The sequence below is a fragment of the Paracidovorax konjaci genome, from assembly GCF_900112675.1.
Lineage (GTDB): Bacteria > Pseudomonadota > Gammaproteobacteria > Burkholderiales > Burkholderiaceae_C > Paracidovorax > Paracidovorax konjaci.
In genome coordinates this window covers 45,812-60,648 of record NZ_FOMQ01000005.1, presented here as the reverse complement: position 1 = coordinate 60,648, position 14,837 = coordinate 45,812, and the positions used below count along the sequence as shown (strand labels likewise).

At 68.9% G+C, this 14,837-nt stretch carries 14 protein-coding genes; 8 read left to right on the top strand and 6 right to left on the bottom strand.

What is annotated here, in order from left to right; genetic code table 11:
* Positions 1 to 93: 93 nt before the first annotated feature.
* Complete coding sequence (locus tag BM144_RS08820) at positions 94 to 993, bottom strand: LysR substrate-binding domain-containing protein (RefSeq protein ID WP_092951268.1); 900 nt, start codon at positions 991 to 993, stop codon at positions 94 to 96.
* A 117-nt stretch (positions 994 to 1,110) separates the two neighbouring features.
* Here BM144_RS08820 and BM144_RS08815 point away from each other — a divergent pair, with 117 nt between their 5' ends.
* On the top strand, positions 1,111 to 2,313 hold the full coding sequence (locus tag BM144_RS08815) for an MFS transporter (RefSeq protein ID WP_092951266.1): 1,203 nt from the start codon (positions 1,111 to 1,113) through the stop codon (positions 2,311 to 2,313).
* 156 nt (positions 2,314 to 2,469) lie between these two features.
* A complete protein-coding gene (gene dkgB, locus BM144_RS08810) occupies positions 2,470 to 3,297 on the top strand; it encodes a 2,5-didehydrogluconate reductase DkgB (protein ID WP_092951264.1) in 828 nt (275 codons plus the stop codon).
* 116 nt (positions 3,298 to 3,413) lie between these two features.
* Here dkgB and BM144_RS08805 read toward each other — a convergent pair whose 3' ends face one another.
* On the bottom strand, positions 3,414 to 4,229 hold the full coding sequence (locus BM144_RS08805; protein ID WP_092951262.1) for an exodeoxyribonuclease III: 816 nt from the start codon (positions 4,227 to 4,229) through the stop codon (positions 3,414 to 3,416).
* Here BM144_RS08805 and pyrE point away from each other — a divergent pair.
* Positions 4,228 to 4,950 carry an orotate phosphoribosyltransferase gene (gene pyrE, locus BM144_RS08800; protein WP_245783598.1) on the top strand — a complete coding sequence of 241 codons (723 nt, stop codon included), beginning with the start codon at positions 4,228 to 4,230 and terminating at the stop codon, positions 4,948 to 4,950. The genes BM144_RS08805 and pyrE overlap by 2 nt on opposite strands.
* Positions 4,951 to 5,013: 63 nt before the next feature.
* The gene (locus BM144_RS08795; protein WP_434802658.1) at positions 5,014 to 5,691 is read left to right on the top strand and encodes a DUF4124 domain-containing protein; all 678 of its coding nucleotides are present in this window, start codon (positions 5,014 to 5,016) and stop codon (positions 5,689 to 5,691) included.
* Positions 5,692 to 5,773: 82 nt separating this feature from the next.
* Here BM144_RS08795 and gatB read toward each other — a convergent pair whose 3' ends face one another.
* Genes gatB through gatC form a run of 3 tightly spaced genes read right to left on the bottom strand, consistent with a single transcriptional unit; the run spans position 5,774 to position 9,045 of the window.
* Entirely contained in the window at positions 5,774 to 7,225 is a 1,452-nt protein-coding gene (gene gatB, locus BM144_RS08790; protein ID WP_092951258.1) for an Asp-tRNA(Asn)/Glu-tRNA(Gln) amidotransferase subunit GatB, read from the bottom strand.
* 1 nt (position 7,226) lies between these two features.
* Entirely contained in the window at positions 7,227 to 8,723 is a 1,497-nt protein-coding gene (gene gatA / locus BM144_RS08785; protein WP_092951256.1) for an Asp-tRNA(Asn)/Glu-tRNA(Gln) amidotransferase subunit GatA, read from the bottom strand.
* Positions 8,724 to 8,745: 22 nt separating this feature from the next.
* Complete coding sequence (gene gatC, locus BM144_RS08780; RefSeq protein WP_092951254.1) at positions 8,746 to 9,045, bottom strand: Asp-tRNA(Asn)/Glu-tRNA(Gln) amidotransferase subunit GatC; 300 nt, start codon at positions 9,043 to 9,045, stop codon at positions 8,746 to 8,748.
* Positions 9,046 to 9,250: 205 nt separating this feature from the next.
* Here gatC and BM144_RS08775 point away from each other — a divergent pair, with 205 nt between their 5' ends.
* The 4 genes from BM144_RS08775 to mrdA all read left to right on the top strand — a co-directional run bounded on the left by BM144_RS08775 (position 9,251) and on the right by mrdA (position 13,841).
* Positions 9,251 to 10,294, top strand: a complete 1,044-nt coding sequence (locus BM144_RS08775) for a rod shape-determining protein (RefSeq protein ID WP_092951252.1) — start codon at positions 9,251 to 9,253, stop codon at positions 10,292 to 10,294.
* A 128-nt stretch (positions 10,295 to 10,422) separates the two neighbouring features.
* Positions 10,423 to 11,340, top strand: coding sequence for a rod shape-determining protein MreC (mreC, locus tag BM144_RS08770; protein ID WP_092951250.1), 918 nt, complete (start codon positions 10,423 to 10,425; stop codon positions 11,338 to 11,340).
* A complete protein-coding gene (mreD, locus tag BM144_RS08765) occupies positions 11,337 to 11,855 on the top strand; it encodes a rod shape-determining protein MreD (RefSeq protein ID WP_092951248.1) in 519 nt (172 codons plus the stop codon). Before mreC ends, mreD begins: the two co-directional genes overlap by 4 nt.
* Before the next feature lie 45 nt (positions 11,856 to 11,900).
* Entirely contained in the window at positions 11,901 to 13,841 is a 1,941-nt protein-coding gene (gene mrdA, locus BM144_RS08760; protein ID WP_092951246.1) for a penicillin-binding protein 2, read from the top strand.
* Positions 13,842 to 13,892: 51 nt separating this feature from the next.
* Here the strand turns inward: mrdA and BM144_RS08755 are convergent, their stop codons facing one another.
* Positions 13,893 to 14,807, bottom strand: a complete 915-nt coding sequence (locus BM144_RS08755) for a DMT family transporter (protein WP_092951244.1) — start codon at positions 14,805 to 14,807, stop codon at positions 13,893 to 13,895.
* Positions 14,808 to 14,837: the final 30 nt, after the last annotated feature.

Sequence of the window (14,837 nt, the reverse complement as noted above, 5' to 3'; positions counted from 1 at the left end):
TGCCTGCGACGCAGCGCCTGGCCAGAACCGCTTCGCTGAGTTTTGTTGGCCGCTCTAAGCGGGCGCGGAACGGGCCGAGCGCTTCGCGCGCCGTCAGCGCGCCGCGCCGCGGGCCATGTGCCCGGCCAGGAAGTCCAGGAAGCAGACGATGCGCGAGGCCAGTTGCGTGTTGCGGTAGTACACCGCGCTCAGGGGCTGGCGCACGTCGGCCGTGTCTTTGGCCAGCAATGGCACGAGGTCGCCGCGCGTGCGGTCTTGGGCGGTCATGAAGTCCGACAGGCAGACGATCCCCGCGCCCTGCAGCGCGAGCTGGCGCAGCGTCTCGCCGCTCGACGCGGTGATGGCGGGTGCGGCGGCCCATTCATCGCCGTGCGGGCCGCGCAGGGGCCAGCGGTTCAGCGATTCCGGCTGGGTGAAACCCAGCAGCGTGTGCCGCGCCAGATCGGCGACCGCGCGGGGCCGGCCATGCTCGGCCAGGTAGGCAGGGCTGGCCAGCACGCGCAGGCGGCTCGTGCCCAGCGGCCGGGCATGCAGCGTCGAGTCGCGCAGCGCGCCGATGCGGATCGCGACATCGGTGCGGCGCTCCAGCAGGTCGATGTTGAGTTCGTCGGTGTCCAGCTCCAGGGCGATCTGCGGGTAGGCCCTGCGGAAGGCGGGCACGAGCGGCGCCACCACGTGCAGCATGAACGGTGTCGCGGCGTTCACGCGCAGGCGCCCGGCGGGCTGGCGGCGGCGCGCGGCCAGGTGCTCTTCGGCCTCGTCCATCGCCGCGAGGATGGCGCGGGTGCGGGCCAGGAAGGCCTGGCCCTCCTCCGTGAGTTCGATGCGGCGCGTGGTGCGCCGCAGCAGCGTGGTTTCGAGCTTCTTCTCCAGCCGCGCGAGCGCGCGGCTGATGCCCGAGACCGTCTGGCCCAGTTGTCCGGCCGCGGCGGTGACGGAGCCGGCATCCACCACGGCGGCGAATGCCTGCAGTTCCTCGAGAGTGGTCTTCATCGGTCGGCGGTGCGGTGATTGTTGATTCCAGCGCAAATATATTCTGCGGATACAGGGGTTTTTCTGCAAAGGAGGAGCGCCCACACTCCAGGCCGATCGCTGAAGGAGTGTTTTTCCATGCCCATTGCCCTCTTCGCGCTGACGCTCAGCGCATTCGCCATCGGTACGACGGAGTTCGTGATCGTCGGCCTGCTGCCCACCGTGGCGGCGGACCTCGGTATCGGACTGCCCTCGGCCGGCCTGCTGGTCAGCCTCTATGCGCTCGGCGTGGCCGTGGGCGCGCCGGTGCTCACCGCGCTCACCGGCCGGCTGCCGCGCAAGGCACTGCTGCTCGCGCTGATGGCGCTGTTCACGGCCGGCAACCTGCTCGCGTGGCAGGCGCCGGGCTACGGCGCGCTGGTGGCGGCGCGCGTGCTCACGGGCCTGGCGCATGGCGTGTTCTTCTCGATCGGCTCCACCATCGCCACGGGCCTCGTTCCCCGCGAGAAGGCGGCCAGCGCCATCGCCATCATGTTCACGGGGCTCACCGTGGCGCTGGTCACCGGTGTGCCGCTGGGCACCTTCATCGGGCAGCACTTCGGCTGGCGCGAGACCTTTCTCGCCGTGGCCGGCCTGGGCGTGGCGGCCTTCGCCGGCAGTGCGCTCTTCGTGCCGCGCGGCATCGCCCACGCGCGGCCGGCCTCGCTGCGGGAGCAGGCCCGCGTGCTGTCCGAGCCGCGGCTGCTGCTGGTGTACGCGAAGACGGCCGTCGGCTATGGCGGCACGTTCGTCCCGTTCACGTTCCTCGTCCCCATCCTCACCGACGTGTCGGGTTTCAGTGCGGGCGCGGTGGGCTGGGTGATGCTGGTGTACGGCGTTTCCGTGGCCGTGGGCAATCTCTGGGGCGGCCGGCTGGCCGACCGCCGCGGGCCGATCCCGGCGCTGCGCATCATCTTCGCGCTGCTGGCCGCCGTGCTGCTGCTGTTCCAGTTCACCGCGCCGCATCCCTGGCTGGCGCTGGCAACCGTCCTGCTCTGGGGCGCCGTCGCCTTCGGCAACGTGCCGGGGCTGCAGGTGTACGTGGTCAAGCAGGCCGAGCGTTTCGCTCCGCAGGCCGTCGATGTGGCCTCGGGCCTGAACATCGCGGCATTCAACCTCGGCATCGCCGGAGCGGCCTGGGCCGGGGGCCTGATCGTGACGCACCGGGGCCTGATGCACACGCCGTGGATCGGCGCGGCCGTGGTGCTGGGAGCGCTGGCCCTCACCCACGCGAGCGGCGTGCTCGACGCCCGCGGCGGCCTTCCGGTGCGCGGTGGCGGGCCGGCACCGGCCGCGCACTGAGGCGCCGCCTCGCTCCTGGGCCGGTCTCTCCGGTGCGGCCCATCGGCCCGCCCGCCCGGGGTCGCCGGATCCCTGCGCACCCGCTGCGACGCCGCGCGCACCTTTTCCCTTCCTCTTCCTCTGTTTTCCTCTGGCGTTCTATGAAGGAGCTTCCCGATGCCGACCCTTGAAACTTCCACCGCCCCCGTCCCGGCCTTCGGCCTGGGAACGTTCCGCCTGAAAGACCAGGCCGCCATCGACTCGGTCGCGACCGCGCTGGACCTGGGCTACCGGCACATCGACACCGCGCAGATCTACGGCAACGAGGCCGCCGTGGGCCAAGCCATCGCGGCGAGCGGTGTGGCGCGCAGCGAGCTGTTCCTCACCACCAAGGTCTGGACCGACAACCTCGCCGCGGACCGGCTGGCCGCCAGCCTGAGGGAAAGCCTGGACCGGCTGCGCACCGGCCATGTGGACCTGGCTCTGATCCACTGGCCCTCGCCCGGGGGCGCCGTGCCCGTGGCCGAGTTCATGGGCGCGCTGGCCGAGGCGCAGGCGCAAGGCCTCGCGCGGCGGATCGGCGTGTCCAACTTCACGGTCGCGCTGCTGAAGCAAGCCATCGCCGCCGTGGGGGCCGGCGCCATCGCCACGAACCAGATCGAACTGCACCCCTATCTGCAGAACCGCACGGTGGTGGACTTCGCCCGCAGCCAGGGCATCCACACCACGTCGTACATGACGCTGGGCTACGGCCAGATGCTGAAGGACCCGGTCATCCAGGACATCGCGCAGGAATGCTGCGCCACGCCGGCACAGGTGGTGCTGGCGTGGGCGATGCAGTCGGGGTTCGCGGTGATTCCATCGTCCACCCGGCGCGCGCACCTGGAGAGCAACCTGCGTGCATCGCAATGGGTGCTGGGGCCGGAGCAGCTGCAGCGCATCGCGGCGCTGGAGCGCGGCGGACGGCTGGTGGACCCGGAGGGGCTGGCTCCGGTGTGGGATTGAACGGCCTCCCCGCACCGCGCGGCGGGGCGGAGCGCCGCCATCCTGGACGTGCTGCTACGGACGGGAAAACCGGTCCTTGCGCACCAGGACACCGACGGCGGCTCCGGAGCCGGCGCTCAGATACCGAGTTCGTAGTCCACCGTGATCGGTGCGTGGTCGGAGAATTTCACGTCCTTGTAGATGTGCTCGTTGCGCGCCAGCGCAGCGATGGCCGGGGTGGCCAGGTGGTAGTCGAGCCGCCAGCCCACGTTGTTCGCATAGGCCTGCCCGCGGTTGCTCCACCATGTGTAGGCGGTTTCGGTGGTGTCGGGCCGCAGGAGGCGGTAGACGTCCACCAGCCCGCCGCCGAGGTCGGTCTTGTGCAACAACTTTGTCATCCACTCGCGCTCCTCGGGCAGGAAGCCGCTGTTCTTCTGGTTGCTGCGCCAGTTCTTGAGGTCGATCTGCTGGTGAGCGATGTTCACGTCGCCGCACAGGATGAATTCGCGCTCTTCCTTTATGCGCATGAGGTGCACGTGGAACTCGGCCAGGAAGCGGAACTTGGCCAGTTGGCGCTCCGGCCCGGACGAGCCGCTCGGGAAATACGCGCTGACGACCGAAAGCTTGCGCGCGGGGGTATCGAAGCGGGCCTCCACGTAGCGGCCTTCGGCGTCGAACTCGGTGGACCCGTAGCCCACGCGCACGTCGCTGGGTTCGTGGCGCGTATAGATGCCCACGCCCGAATAGCCCTTCTTGGTCGCGTAATGGAAGTGCCCCTTGAGCCCCGCCAGGGTCTCGAAGCGGCCTTCCATGTCGGCGGACTGGGCCTTGATTTCCTGCACGCAAATACAATCCGGCCGCGTTTCGGCGATCCAGGCTTCCACCCCTTTCGAAGTGGCGGAGCGGATGCCGTTGAGGTTCAGGCTGGTCAATTTGAAAAGGGAAGCATCCATGGTGGCAGACGGCACGCGGCAGCAGCAGACGGGGGCGGTGGTGGAGGGCGAGGGCGGTTCGCCGGACCGCCTCGCGCAGGAATTCGTGCACTTCGCCGTGGAGGCGGGGGTGCTGCGCTTCGGCGAATTCAAGACCAAGGCGGGCCGGATGAGCCCCTACTTCTTCAATGCGGGGCTCTTCGACGACGGCGCCAAGATGGGCCGGCTCGCGGGATTCTATGCAAAAGCCCTGCTGGCGAGCGGGATCGAATTCGACATGGTCTTCGGCCCCGCGTACAAGGGCATCCCCCTGGCCGCCACCGTGGCGGTGGAACTGGCACGCCACGGGCGCAACGTGCCCTTTGCCTACAACCGCAAGGAAGCCAAGGACCACGGGGAAGGCGGCACGCTGGTGGGCGCACCCTTGCAGGGCCGGGTGCTCATCGTGGACGACGTGATGTCCGCCGGGACCGCCGCGCGCGAATCCATCGCGCTCATCCGTGCCGCCGGTGCCGTGCCGCATGCCATGGCCATCGCCCTCGACCGCCAGGAAAAGGCGACCGAAGGTGGCCGCGATGTCGATCACAGCGCCGTCCAGTATGTGCGCGAGCAACTGGGCATGCAGGTCTGCACCATCGCCAAGCTGGCAGATTTATTGCAGTATCTTCAGGAGCGTGGTGGCTCCGAGACGGCGTCCCACCACGAACGCGTGCTGGCCTACCGCCAGCGCTACGGCGTCTGAATCCTTGCGCCGGCCCCGGTCGGGGCGGCGCAGGGAAGCGGGACAACAAAGGAAATCCCTCAGGTGAAGAAACTGGCCATCTGGAGCGTGGGAGGCGGAGCGGTACTGACCGCGCTGTGCTCGACTTCCGCGGGCGCCCAGCCGCAGTCCGGCGCCGGTGGCATCTATACCTGCGTGGACGCCAAAGGCCGGCGCCTCACGGCCGACCGCCCGATTGCCGAATGCTCCGACCGGGAACAGCGCGTGCTGAGCCCGTCGGGTACCGAGCGCGCCCGGGTCGGCCCGGTGCTCACCGACCAGGAACGCGCTGCCCTGGAGGCCCAGCGCCGCAAGGATGCCGAGGAGCGCGCCCGCATTGCCGATGAGCGGCGCCGCGAGCGCGTGCTGGTCGCGCGCTATCCGGACCAGGCCGCGCACGATGCCGAGCGCGCCGCGGCCATCGCGCAGGTCGACGACGTGACCGCCGTGGCCGAGAAGCGCGTGGCGGAGTTGCGCCGCCAGCGCAAGGGGCTCGATGCCGAGATGGAGTTCTACCGCCGCGATCCGGCCAAGGCGCCCATGGCGCTGCGCCGCCAGATCGCCGAACAGGAAGATGCGGTGGCCGAGCAGCAGCGTTTCATCGCTGCGCAGGAACAGGAAAAGCGCCGCGTGCACCAGCGCTTCGATGCGGAACTGGCCGTGCTGCGCCAGCTCTGGGCCGCGCAGCAGCGCGTGCCGGTGCCCGTACCGGCCGCGCCCTGAGCGCCGCGCCGGCCTCCGGCTGCGTGCCCCGGCACCGCCGGAACCCATGCCCGGCAGACACCGGGCACCCCGAGGTAGGGCCTCAGGAGGCCGCGAGCCGCGCGCGCAGCAGATCGTTCACCTGCTGCGGGTTCGCCTTGCCGCGGCTGGCCTTCATGGCCTGGCCCACGAGCGCATTGAACGCCTTGTCCTTGCCGGCCTTGAACTGGGCGACGTTGTCGGGGTTGGCGGCGATCACCTCGTCGATGATCTTCTCCAGGGCGCCGGAGTCGTTCATCTGCTTGAGGCCCTTGGATTCGATGATCGCATCGACATCGGAGCCTTCGCCGCTCCAGAGCGCCTCGAAGACCTGGCGGGCCGCGTTGTTGGACACCGTGCCGTCCGCGATGCGCCGGATCAGCGAGGCCAGTTGCGCCGCGCTGACCGGAACCGCGTCGATGGCGATCTCGCCGGCATTCAGGCGCCGCGAGACCTCACCCATGATCCAGTTGCTGGCGAGCTTCGGTTGCCCGCAGGCGTTGGCGGCTTCTTCGAAGTAGGCGGCCATCGCCTTGCTCTGCGTGAGCGTGGTGGCGTCGTACTCGGGCAGACCGTAGTCGGCGACGAAGCGTGCCGCCATGGCGCGGGGCAATTCAGGCATGTGCCGGCGTTCCTGCTCGATCCACTGCTCTGAAATCCGTAGCGGCGGCAGGTCCGGGTCGGGGAAGTAGCGGTAATCGGCCGCGTCTTCCTTGGTGCGCATGGCGCGTGTCTCCCCCGTGTCGGGGTTGAAGAGCACGGTGGCCTGCTGGATCGCGTGGCCGTCCTCGATCTGATCGATCTGCCAGCGGATCTCGTAGTCGATCGCCTGCTGCATGAACTTGAAGCTGTTCAGGTTCTTGATCTCGCGGCGCGTGCCCAGCGGCTGGCCCGGCTTGCGCACGGAGACGTTGGCGTCGCAGCGGAACGAGCCTTCCTGCATGTTGCCGTCGCAGATGCCGATCCAGGTGACGATCTTGTGCAGTTCCCGGGCATACGCCACGGCCTCGTCGCTGGAGCGGATGTCGGGCTCGGTCACGATCTCCAGCAGCGGCGTGCCCGCGCGGTTGAGGTCGATGCCGGACTGGCCGATGAAATCCTCGTGCAGCGATTTGCCCGCGTCCTCCTCCAGATGCGCGCGCACCAGGCGCACGGTCTTCTTCTCTTCGCCCAGATAGAACGACACCTCGCCACCCTGGACCACGGGGATCTCGAACTGGCTGATCTGGTAGCCCTTGGGCAGATCGGGGTAGAAGTAGTTCTTGCGCGCGAAGATGCTCTCCGGCGCGACGGTGGAGCCCAGGGCCAGCCCCAGGCGGATGGCGCAGGCGACGGCCTCGCGGTTCATCACGGGCAAGGTGCCCGGCAGCGCGAGGTCCACCGCGCAGGCCTGCGTGTTGGGCTCGGCGCCGAAGGCGGTGGAGGCACGGCTGAAGATCTTGCTCTGCGTGGCGAGCTGGGTGTGCGTCTCGAAGCCGATGACGACCTCGTAGCCCTGGATCAATTTCGCGGTCATGTCAGATGCCCCCCGGCGCACGGAGGTGGAAATCGGTCGCCTGCTGCAGGCGGTGCGCGGCATTCAGCAGCCGGCTTTCCTGGAAATAGTTGCCGATGAGCTGCAGGCCCACGGGCAGCCCGCCTGCACCGAAGCCGGCGGGCACGCTCATGCCGGGCAGGCCGGCCAGCGAGGCGGGCAGCGTGAAGATGTCGGCCAGGTAGTCGGCCAGGGGATCGTTGCCGTGCTCGCCGAGCTTCCAGGCCACGGTGGGGGCCACGGGGCCGGCGATCAGGTCGCATTCCTTGAAGGCCTGCTGGAAGTCGTCGGCGATCATGCGGCGGATCTTCTGTGCCTGCAGGTAGTACGCGTCGTAGTAGCCGTGCGAGAGCACGTAGGTGCCGATCATGATGCGGCGCTTGACCTCGTCGCCGAAACCTTCGGCGCGCGTCTTCTTGTACATGTCCAGCAGGTCGGTGTAATCCTTCGCGCGGTGGCCGAACTTCACGCCGTCGAAACGGCTGAGGTTGGAGGAGGCCTCGGCCGGCGCGATGATGTAGTACACGGGGATGGACAGTTCGGTGCGCGGCAGGTGGATGGGCACCAGCGTTGCGCCGAGCTTCTCGTATTCCTTCAGCGCGCCCTCCACCGCGGCGCGCACGTCGTCGGCCAAACCATCGCCGAAGAACTCGGCAGGGATGCCGATGCGCAGGCCTTCCAGGCCGTCGTTCAGCCGGGCCGAGAAGTCTTCGGCGGGCACGTCGAGGCTGGTCGAGTCGCGGTCGGGATCGGGCCCGCAGATCGAGGACAGCAGCAACGCGCAATCCTCGGCCGAGCGGGCCATCGGGCCGGCCTGGTCGAGGCTGGAAGCGAAGGCGATCATGCCGTAGCGGCTTGCGCGGCCATACGTGGGCTTGATGCCGGTGATGCCGCAGAACGACGAGGGCTGGCGGATCGAGCCCCCCGTGTCGGTGCCCGTCGCTGCGGGCGCCAGGCGCGCGGCCACGGCCACCGCGCTGCCGCCCGAGGAGCCGCCCGGCACGCGGTCCGTGGCCCAGGGGTTGCGCACCGGCGCTGGTGCGCCGGCATCCAGCGGCGGAACGGCCGAGTTCTCGTTGGCCGAGCCCATGGCGAATTCGTCGCAGTTGAGCTTGCCGAGCGTCACGGCCCCGGCATCGGCCAGCCGCGAGACGACGGTGGCGTCGAAGGGCGACTGGTAGCCCGCCAGCATCTTCGAACCTGCCGTGCTGGGGAAATCGCGCGTGACGAAGATGTCCTTGTGGGCGATCGGCACGCCGGCCAGCGGCCCGGCCGTGCCGGCTGCGATGGCCGCATCCTGCGCGCGGGCCTGGGCCAGGGTGGCGTCTTCGTTGACGCTCACGAATGCGCCCAGGTCGGTGTGCTGCCGGATGCGGGAGAGGAAGTGTCGGGCCGCCTCGACGGCGGAGACGCGCTTGCTGCGCAGCGCCGAGGCGAGTTCCGCCACGCCCAGGGTGTGCAGGGAAGAGGGTTCGGTCATGGATTGCGTTTGTTTATTCTTGTTATTCGATCACCTTGGGGACCAGGAACAGGCCCCCCTCCACCGCCGGGGCGCTGCGCTGGTTGGCCTCGCGCCGATCGGGCTCGCCCACGGCGTCCTCGCGCAACCGCAGGGCGATGTCCTGAATGGCCGCGACAGGGTGGGAAAGGGGGTGCACGCCCGCGGTATCCACAGCCCGCATCTTCTCGACGATGCCGAAGAAACCATTGAGTTGCGCGAGCATGCGCTCACTTTCTTCGGGGCTCAATTCGAGCCGTGCCAGATGGGCGATGCGGCCAATGTCCTGGGGTGTCAGTGCCATAGGAAAAACGGGTGCGGAAACGGGATGTAAAGCTGCGCCGCGCTCTGGGCGAGCGGAAGTTATTCACAGGGGATGCGGTATTATCCCGGCTTTGCCGCAATACCCTCCCAACTGCCGGTCATTGTGCGAAAAAAGCCAATAAACACCCCCTAAACACCCGGCGATGGCAGGCCGACGTGCATGCCGTGCCCGAGAGGATTTTTGAATGTTCGGAGCTTTCCGTCGGTACTTCTCCACCGACCTTGCCATTGACCTTGGCACAGCCAACACCCTGATCTTCGCCCGCGACAAGGGCATCGTGCTCGACGAACCCTCCGTCGTCGCCATCCGCCACGAAGGCGGACCCCACGGCAAGAAAGTCATCCAGGCCGTCGGCAGCGAAGCCAAGGCCATGCTCGGCAAGGTGCCGGGCAACATCGAAGCCATCCGTCCCATGAAGGACGGGGTGATCGCCGATTTCGTGATCACCGAGCAGATGATCAAGCAGTTCATCAAGATGGTGCATCCGCGCACGCTGCTCACGCCGAGCCCGCGCATCATCATCTGCGTGCCCTGCGGCTCCACCCAGGTAGAGCGCCGCGCCATCAAGGATGCGGCCGAGGCCGCCGGCGCCACCGCTGTCTATCTCATCGAAGAACCCATGGCCGCCGGCATCGGCGCCGGGCTCCCCGTGTCCGAGGCCTCGGGCTCCATGGTGGTGGACATCGGCGGCGGCACGACGGAAGTCGGCGTGATCTCGCTGGGCGGCATGGTCTACAAGGGCAGCGTCCGCGTGGGCGGCGACAAGTTCGACGAAGCCATCATCAGCTACATCCGCCGCAACTACGGCATGCTGATCGGCGAGCCCACGGCCGAGGCCATCAAGAAGAGCATCGGATCGGCATTCCCCGGCTCCGAGGTGCGCGAGATGGAGGTCAAGGGCCGCAACCTCTCGGAAGGCGTGCCGCGCAGCTTCACCATCTCCAGCAACGAAGTGCTGGAGGCCTTGACCGATCCGCTCAACCAGATCGTCTCCTCCGTCAAGAATGCCCTCGAGCAGACCCCGCCCGAGCTGGGGGCCGACATCGCCGAACGCGGCATGATGCTGACGGGCGGCGGCGCGTTGCTGCGGGACCTGGACCGCCTGCTGGCCGAAGAAACCGGCCTGCCCGTGCTGGTGGCCGAAGACCCGCTCACCTGCGTGGTGCGCGGCTGCGGCATCGCGCTGGAGCGCATGGACCGCCAGGGCAGCATTTTCACGAGCGAATGACATGACCGCGCTGGAGGGATGGGGCCGCAGGACCGCGGGTCGGGCGTCCCGCCCGTCCGGCGCATGCGCGGCCCGGCCCGGCCCGGGCCACCCCGCCTGACGATTTCCAGCGGCAGTTCCTCCCAGCCATGCCCCTCGGTACCCTCGAACGGTCCGCGCCGTCTTTCCTGAAACAAGGTCCGTCGCCGCGGGCCCGCCTGGCCCTGTGCAGCGCGCTGGCGCTGTTCCTGATGGTGGCGGATGCGCGTTTCCAGGTGACCGAGCCCCTGCGCAAGGCCATTGCCGTGGCGCTCTATCCCGTGCAATGGGTCATGCTGCAGCCGGTGGAGTTCGTGGGCGGCGGCCTCGCCTACCTGCGCACGCAGGAGTCGGCCCATGCCGAGGTGGACGCCGCGCGGCGCAGCATGGTGGAGATGGCGCAGCGTGCCAACCAGGGCGACCAGCTGCTCCAGGAGAACGAGCGGCTGCGCAAGCTGCTGCAGTTGCGCGACCGGCTGAAGACCCCCGCGAAGGCCGCGCAGGTGATCTACGACGCGGCCGATCCCTACACCCGCCGCGTGATGATCGACCAGGGCCAGGTGGCCGGCATTGCGCTGGGTTCGCCCGTCATGGACGAATCGGGCATGCTCGGACAGGTCACCCGGGTGCACCCCTTCCTGAGCGAGGTCACCCTGCTCATCGACCGCGACCAGGCGATCCCCACCATGAATGTGCGCACGGGCGCGCGCGGCGTGGCGTATGGCGACCCCGTGATCGCGCACGGCGGCGGCATGGAGCTGCGCTTCATGCCAAGCAATGCCGATGTCCAGGAAGGCGACCTGCTCACCACCAGCGGCGTGGACGGGTTGTACCCGCCGGGGCTGCCCGTGGCGCGCATCGTGCGCGTGGAGCGCCGCGCCGATTCCGCATTTGCCCGCATCTACTGCGCGCCGCTCGCGCAGGCGCAAGGAGCGCGGCACGTAATGGTGTTGCAGCCGCTGGACCCCGGCCTGCCCGAGCGCCCGGCCGCGGAAGCCGCACCCACCCGCAAGGGGAGCCGCCGATGATCATGCCCCGTGGCGAGCAGCTGCTGCTGCCCGTTCGCCCCGCCTTCATCGCCCTCAGCCTGCTGCTGGCGCTGGCGTTCAACATGCTGCCGCTCGGCCGCGTGGTGTGGACGCCCGATCTCGTCATGGTGCTGCTGGTTTTCTGGGGTGTCCACCAGCCGCAGCGCGTCGGCATGGGCGTGGCCTTCGGCATGGGCCTGTGCATGGATGTCTACCAGACGGCGCTGCTGGGCCAGCACGCGCTGGCCTACTGCGCCATGATGTACGGCGCCATCTATCTGCACCGTCGCCTCCTGTGGTTCAGCCCGTTCTCGCAGGCGCTGCAAGTGTTGCCGCTGTTCGTGGTGGCGCATGTGATCGAACTGCTCGTGCGCATGGTGTCCGGCGGCATCCTTCCCCGGCTCGACGGGCTGATCGCTCCGGCGCTCGAGGCGCTGCTGTGGCCGCTGGCCAGCTGGGTGCTGCTGGCGCCGCAGCGCCGCCCGCCCGACCGCGACGAGAACCGGCCGCTCTGAGGCCGTTCCTGTTGCCCCCCGTCCTGCCGACCTGACCGAGTTGCGATGACCGAGCTGCGCAATACCGAAGCCGATCTCTCGCGTTTCCGCACGCGCGTGATCGTCGTGGGGCTCGTGGTGCTGCTCGCCATGTGCCTCATCGTGGCGCGCCTGCTCGTGCTGCAGGTGGTGCGGCACGAAGACCTCGCCGACCAGGCCGAGAGCAACCGCACGGCCGTGGTGCCGATCGTGCCCAACCGCGGCCTCATCCAGGACCGCAACGGCGTGGTGCTCGCCACCAACTACTCCGCCTACACGCTGGAGATCACGCCCTCCAAGGTGGGATCGCTCGAAGAGACGATCGACGAGCTGTCCAAGGTCGTGGAGATCCACGCGCGCGACCGGCGGCGCTTCAAGCGGCTGATGGACGAGTCGCGGAGCTTCGAGTCCCTGCCCATCCGCACGCGCCTCACGGACCAGGAGGTGGCGCGCTTCACCGCACAGCGGTACCGTTTCCCCGGCGTGGACATCAAGGCGCGGCTCTTTCGCAACTACCCGCTGGGCGACATCGGAAGCCATGCCATCGGTTACATCGGCCGCATCAACCAGCGCGAGAAGGAGCGCATCGAGGATTCCGAGGATGCCGCCAACTACCGCGGCACCGACCATATCGGCAAGCTCGGCATCGAGCAGAGCCAGGAGAACACGCTGCACGGCCTGACCGGCGTGGAGCGCATGGAAACCTCGGCCGGCGGCCATGCGGTGCGGCGCCTCGCGAGCCATCCCGCCACGCCGGGCAACACGGTGATGCTCTCGATCGACATCAAGCTGCAGAAGCTCGTCGAGGACATGTTCGGCGAGCGCCGCGGCGCACTGGTGGCGATCGACCCGCGCAATGGCGAGATCCTCACGCTGGTCTCCAAGCCCACCTTCGACCCGAACCTGTTCGTGGAGGGCATCGATTCGGAAAACTGGCAGGCGCTCAACGAGTCGATCGACAAGCCGCTGCTGAACCGCGCGCTGCGCGGCACCTATCCCCCGGGGTCGACCTACAAGCCCTTCATGGCGCTGGGCGCGCTGCAATTGAACAAGCGCTCTCCCACGCAGGTCTACAACGACCCGGGCTTCTACACCTATGGCGGTCACACCTTCCGCAGCCACGAGGGCGGCCTGGGCGGCGTGGACATGCACCGCGCCATCCAGTTCTCCAGCAACACGTATTTCTATTCGCTGGCGGTGGACATGGGCGTGGATGCCATCCACGATTTCATGAAGCCCCTGGGGTTCGGGCAGCCCACGGGCATCGACATCAACGGCGAAGTGCGCGGCGTGCTGCCCAGCACCGAATGGAAACGCAATACCTACAAGCGGCCGGAGACGCGCCGCTGGTATTCGGGCGAGACGGTGTCGCTGGGCATCGGGCAGGGCTACAACAATTTCACGATGCTGCAGCTGGCAGTGGCGGAGGCCACGCTCGCCAACGGTGGCACGCGCTATACGCCGCACCTCGTGAAGGCGGTGCGCGACACGGTGACGGGGCAGGTGACGCAGATCGAGCAGCCGCCGGGCGTGAACCTCGGCTTTTCACGCAAGAACGTGGACCTGGTCCGCAACGCGCTGGTGGCCGTGAACAAAGGCGGCACGGGCACGCGCGTCTTCGCGGGCGCCCCGTATACCTCGGCGGGCAAGACGGGCACGGCCCAGGCCGTGTCGCTGGGCCAGAACGTCAAATACAACGCCCGCGCTCTGGAAGAGCACCAGCGCGACCACTCGCTCTTCGCGGCATTCGCTCCGGCCGAAGAGCCCCGCATCGCACTGGCCGTGATCGTCGAGAACGCGGGCTTCGGCGCCGCGCATGCCGCGCCCATCGCCCGGCGCGTGTTCGACTACTGGCTGCTCGGCCAATACCCCAACGCGCAGGACATGGACGCCGTGCGCAAGGGCCAAGCCGCTGCGCCCATCGGCACGCCCCTGCGCGCCGAGGATGTGCAGGTCGTGGAGCCTTGAAGGGCAGGCGCCGGCGGAACCGCCACGCGGCGGTGGCCGGCCGCCGCGTGGCTATTCCGCCGCGCGTGCCGGTGCGGGGCCCGGCTGCCACTGGCTGAACACCAGCGCCGCCACGATGAGCGCCGCCCCCGCGATGCCCAGCATGCCCAGGCGTTCACCAATCAGCCACCAGGCGGTGAGGGCGGCGAACACCGGCTCCAGACCGAACACGATGGCGCTGCGCATCGCGTCCACGCGCTGCTGGCCCCAGGCCTGCAGGGTCACCACCACCACGCTGGCGACCACGCCCAGGTAGGCCAGCGCGGCGGCCGAGGGCACGGGCAGGGCGGACAGGGCCTCCAGCGTCGAGGCCACGCCGCCATGGCGCATGCCGAGCAGCGCGGTCGAGGCCACCAGCATCGCGGCGGCCTGCGCGGCGGCCATGCGCGTGGCGCGCAATGGCTGCGCGGCCGTGCGCCGCGCGCATTCTTCCAGCGCCAGGATGTAGATCGCGTAGAAAAGCGTGCTGGCCAGCGTGAGGGTATCGCCCAGGTTCCAGGGCTCGTCCTCGTGGAACATCAGCGCCATGCCGGCCAGGGCCAGCGCGCAGGCGGCCCAGAGCTGCCAGCCATACCGCCGCGACAGCGCGGCCATCGCCAGCAGCGGAACCACCAGCACGTTGAGCCCGGTGACGAAGGCATTGCGGTTGCTGCTGGTGCGCGCCAGCCCCTCGATCTGGAGCCAGAAGGCGAAGAACAGCAGCAGGCCCAGCACCAGCCCCCAGCGCCGCTCGGCGCGGCGCATGCTCCACCAGAACGGCGCCAGCACGGTGAGCGCGATCGCGAAGCGCGCCCAGATGAGCTGCAGCGCGTCCAGGCCGGACGAGGCCAGCAGCTTCATGGACGGGAAAGTCGTGCCCCACACGAGGGTCACGACGAGGAGGGCGATCAGGCCCAGGCGCTGGGAGGAAGGGGCTGCAGTGGACATCGGGGTGGGGAAGTCAGTGGCTCGCGTTGC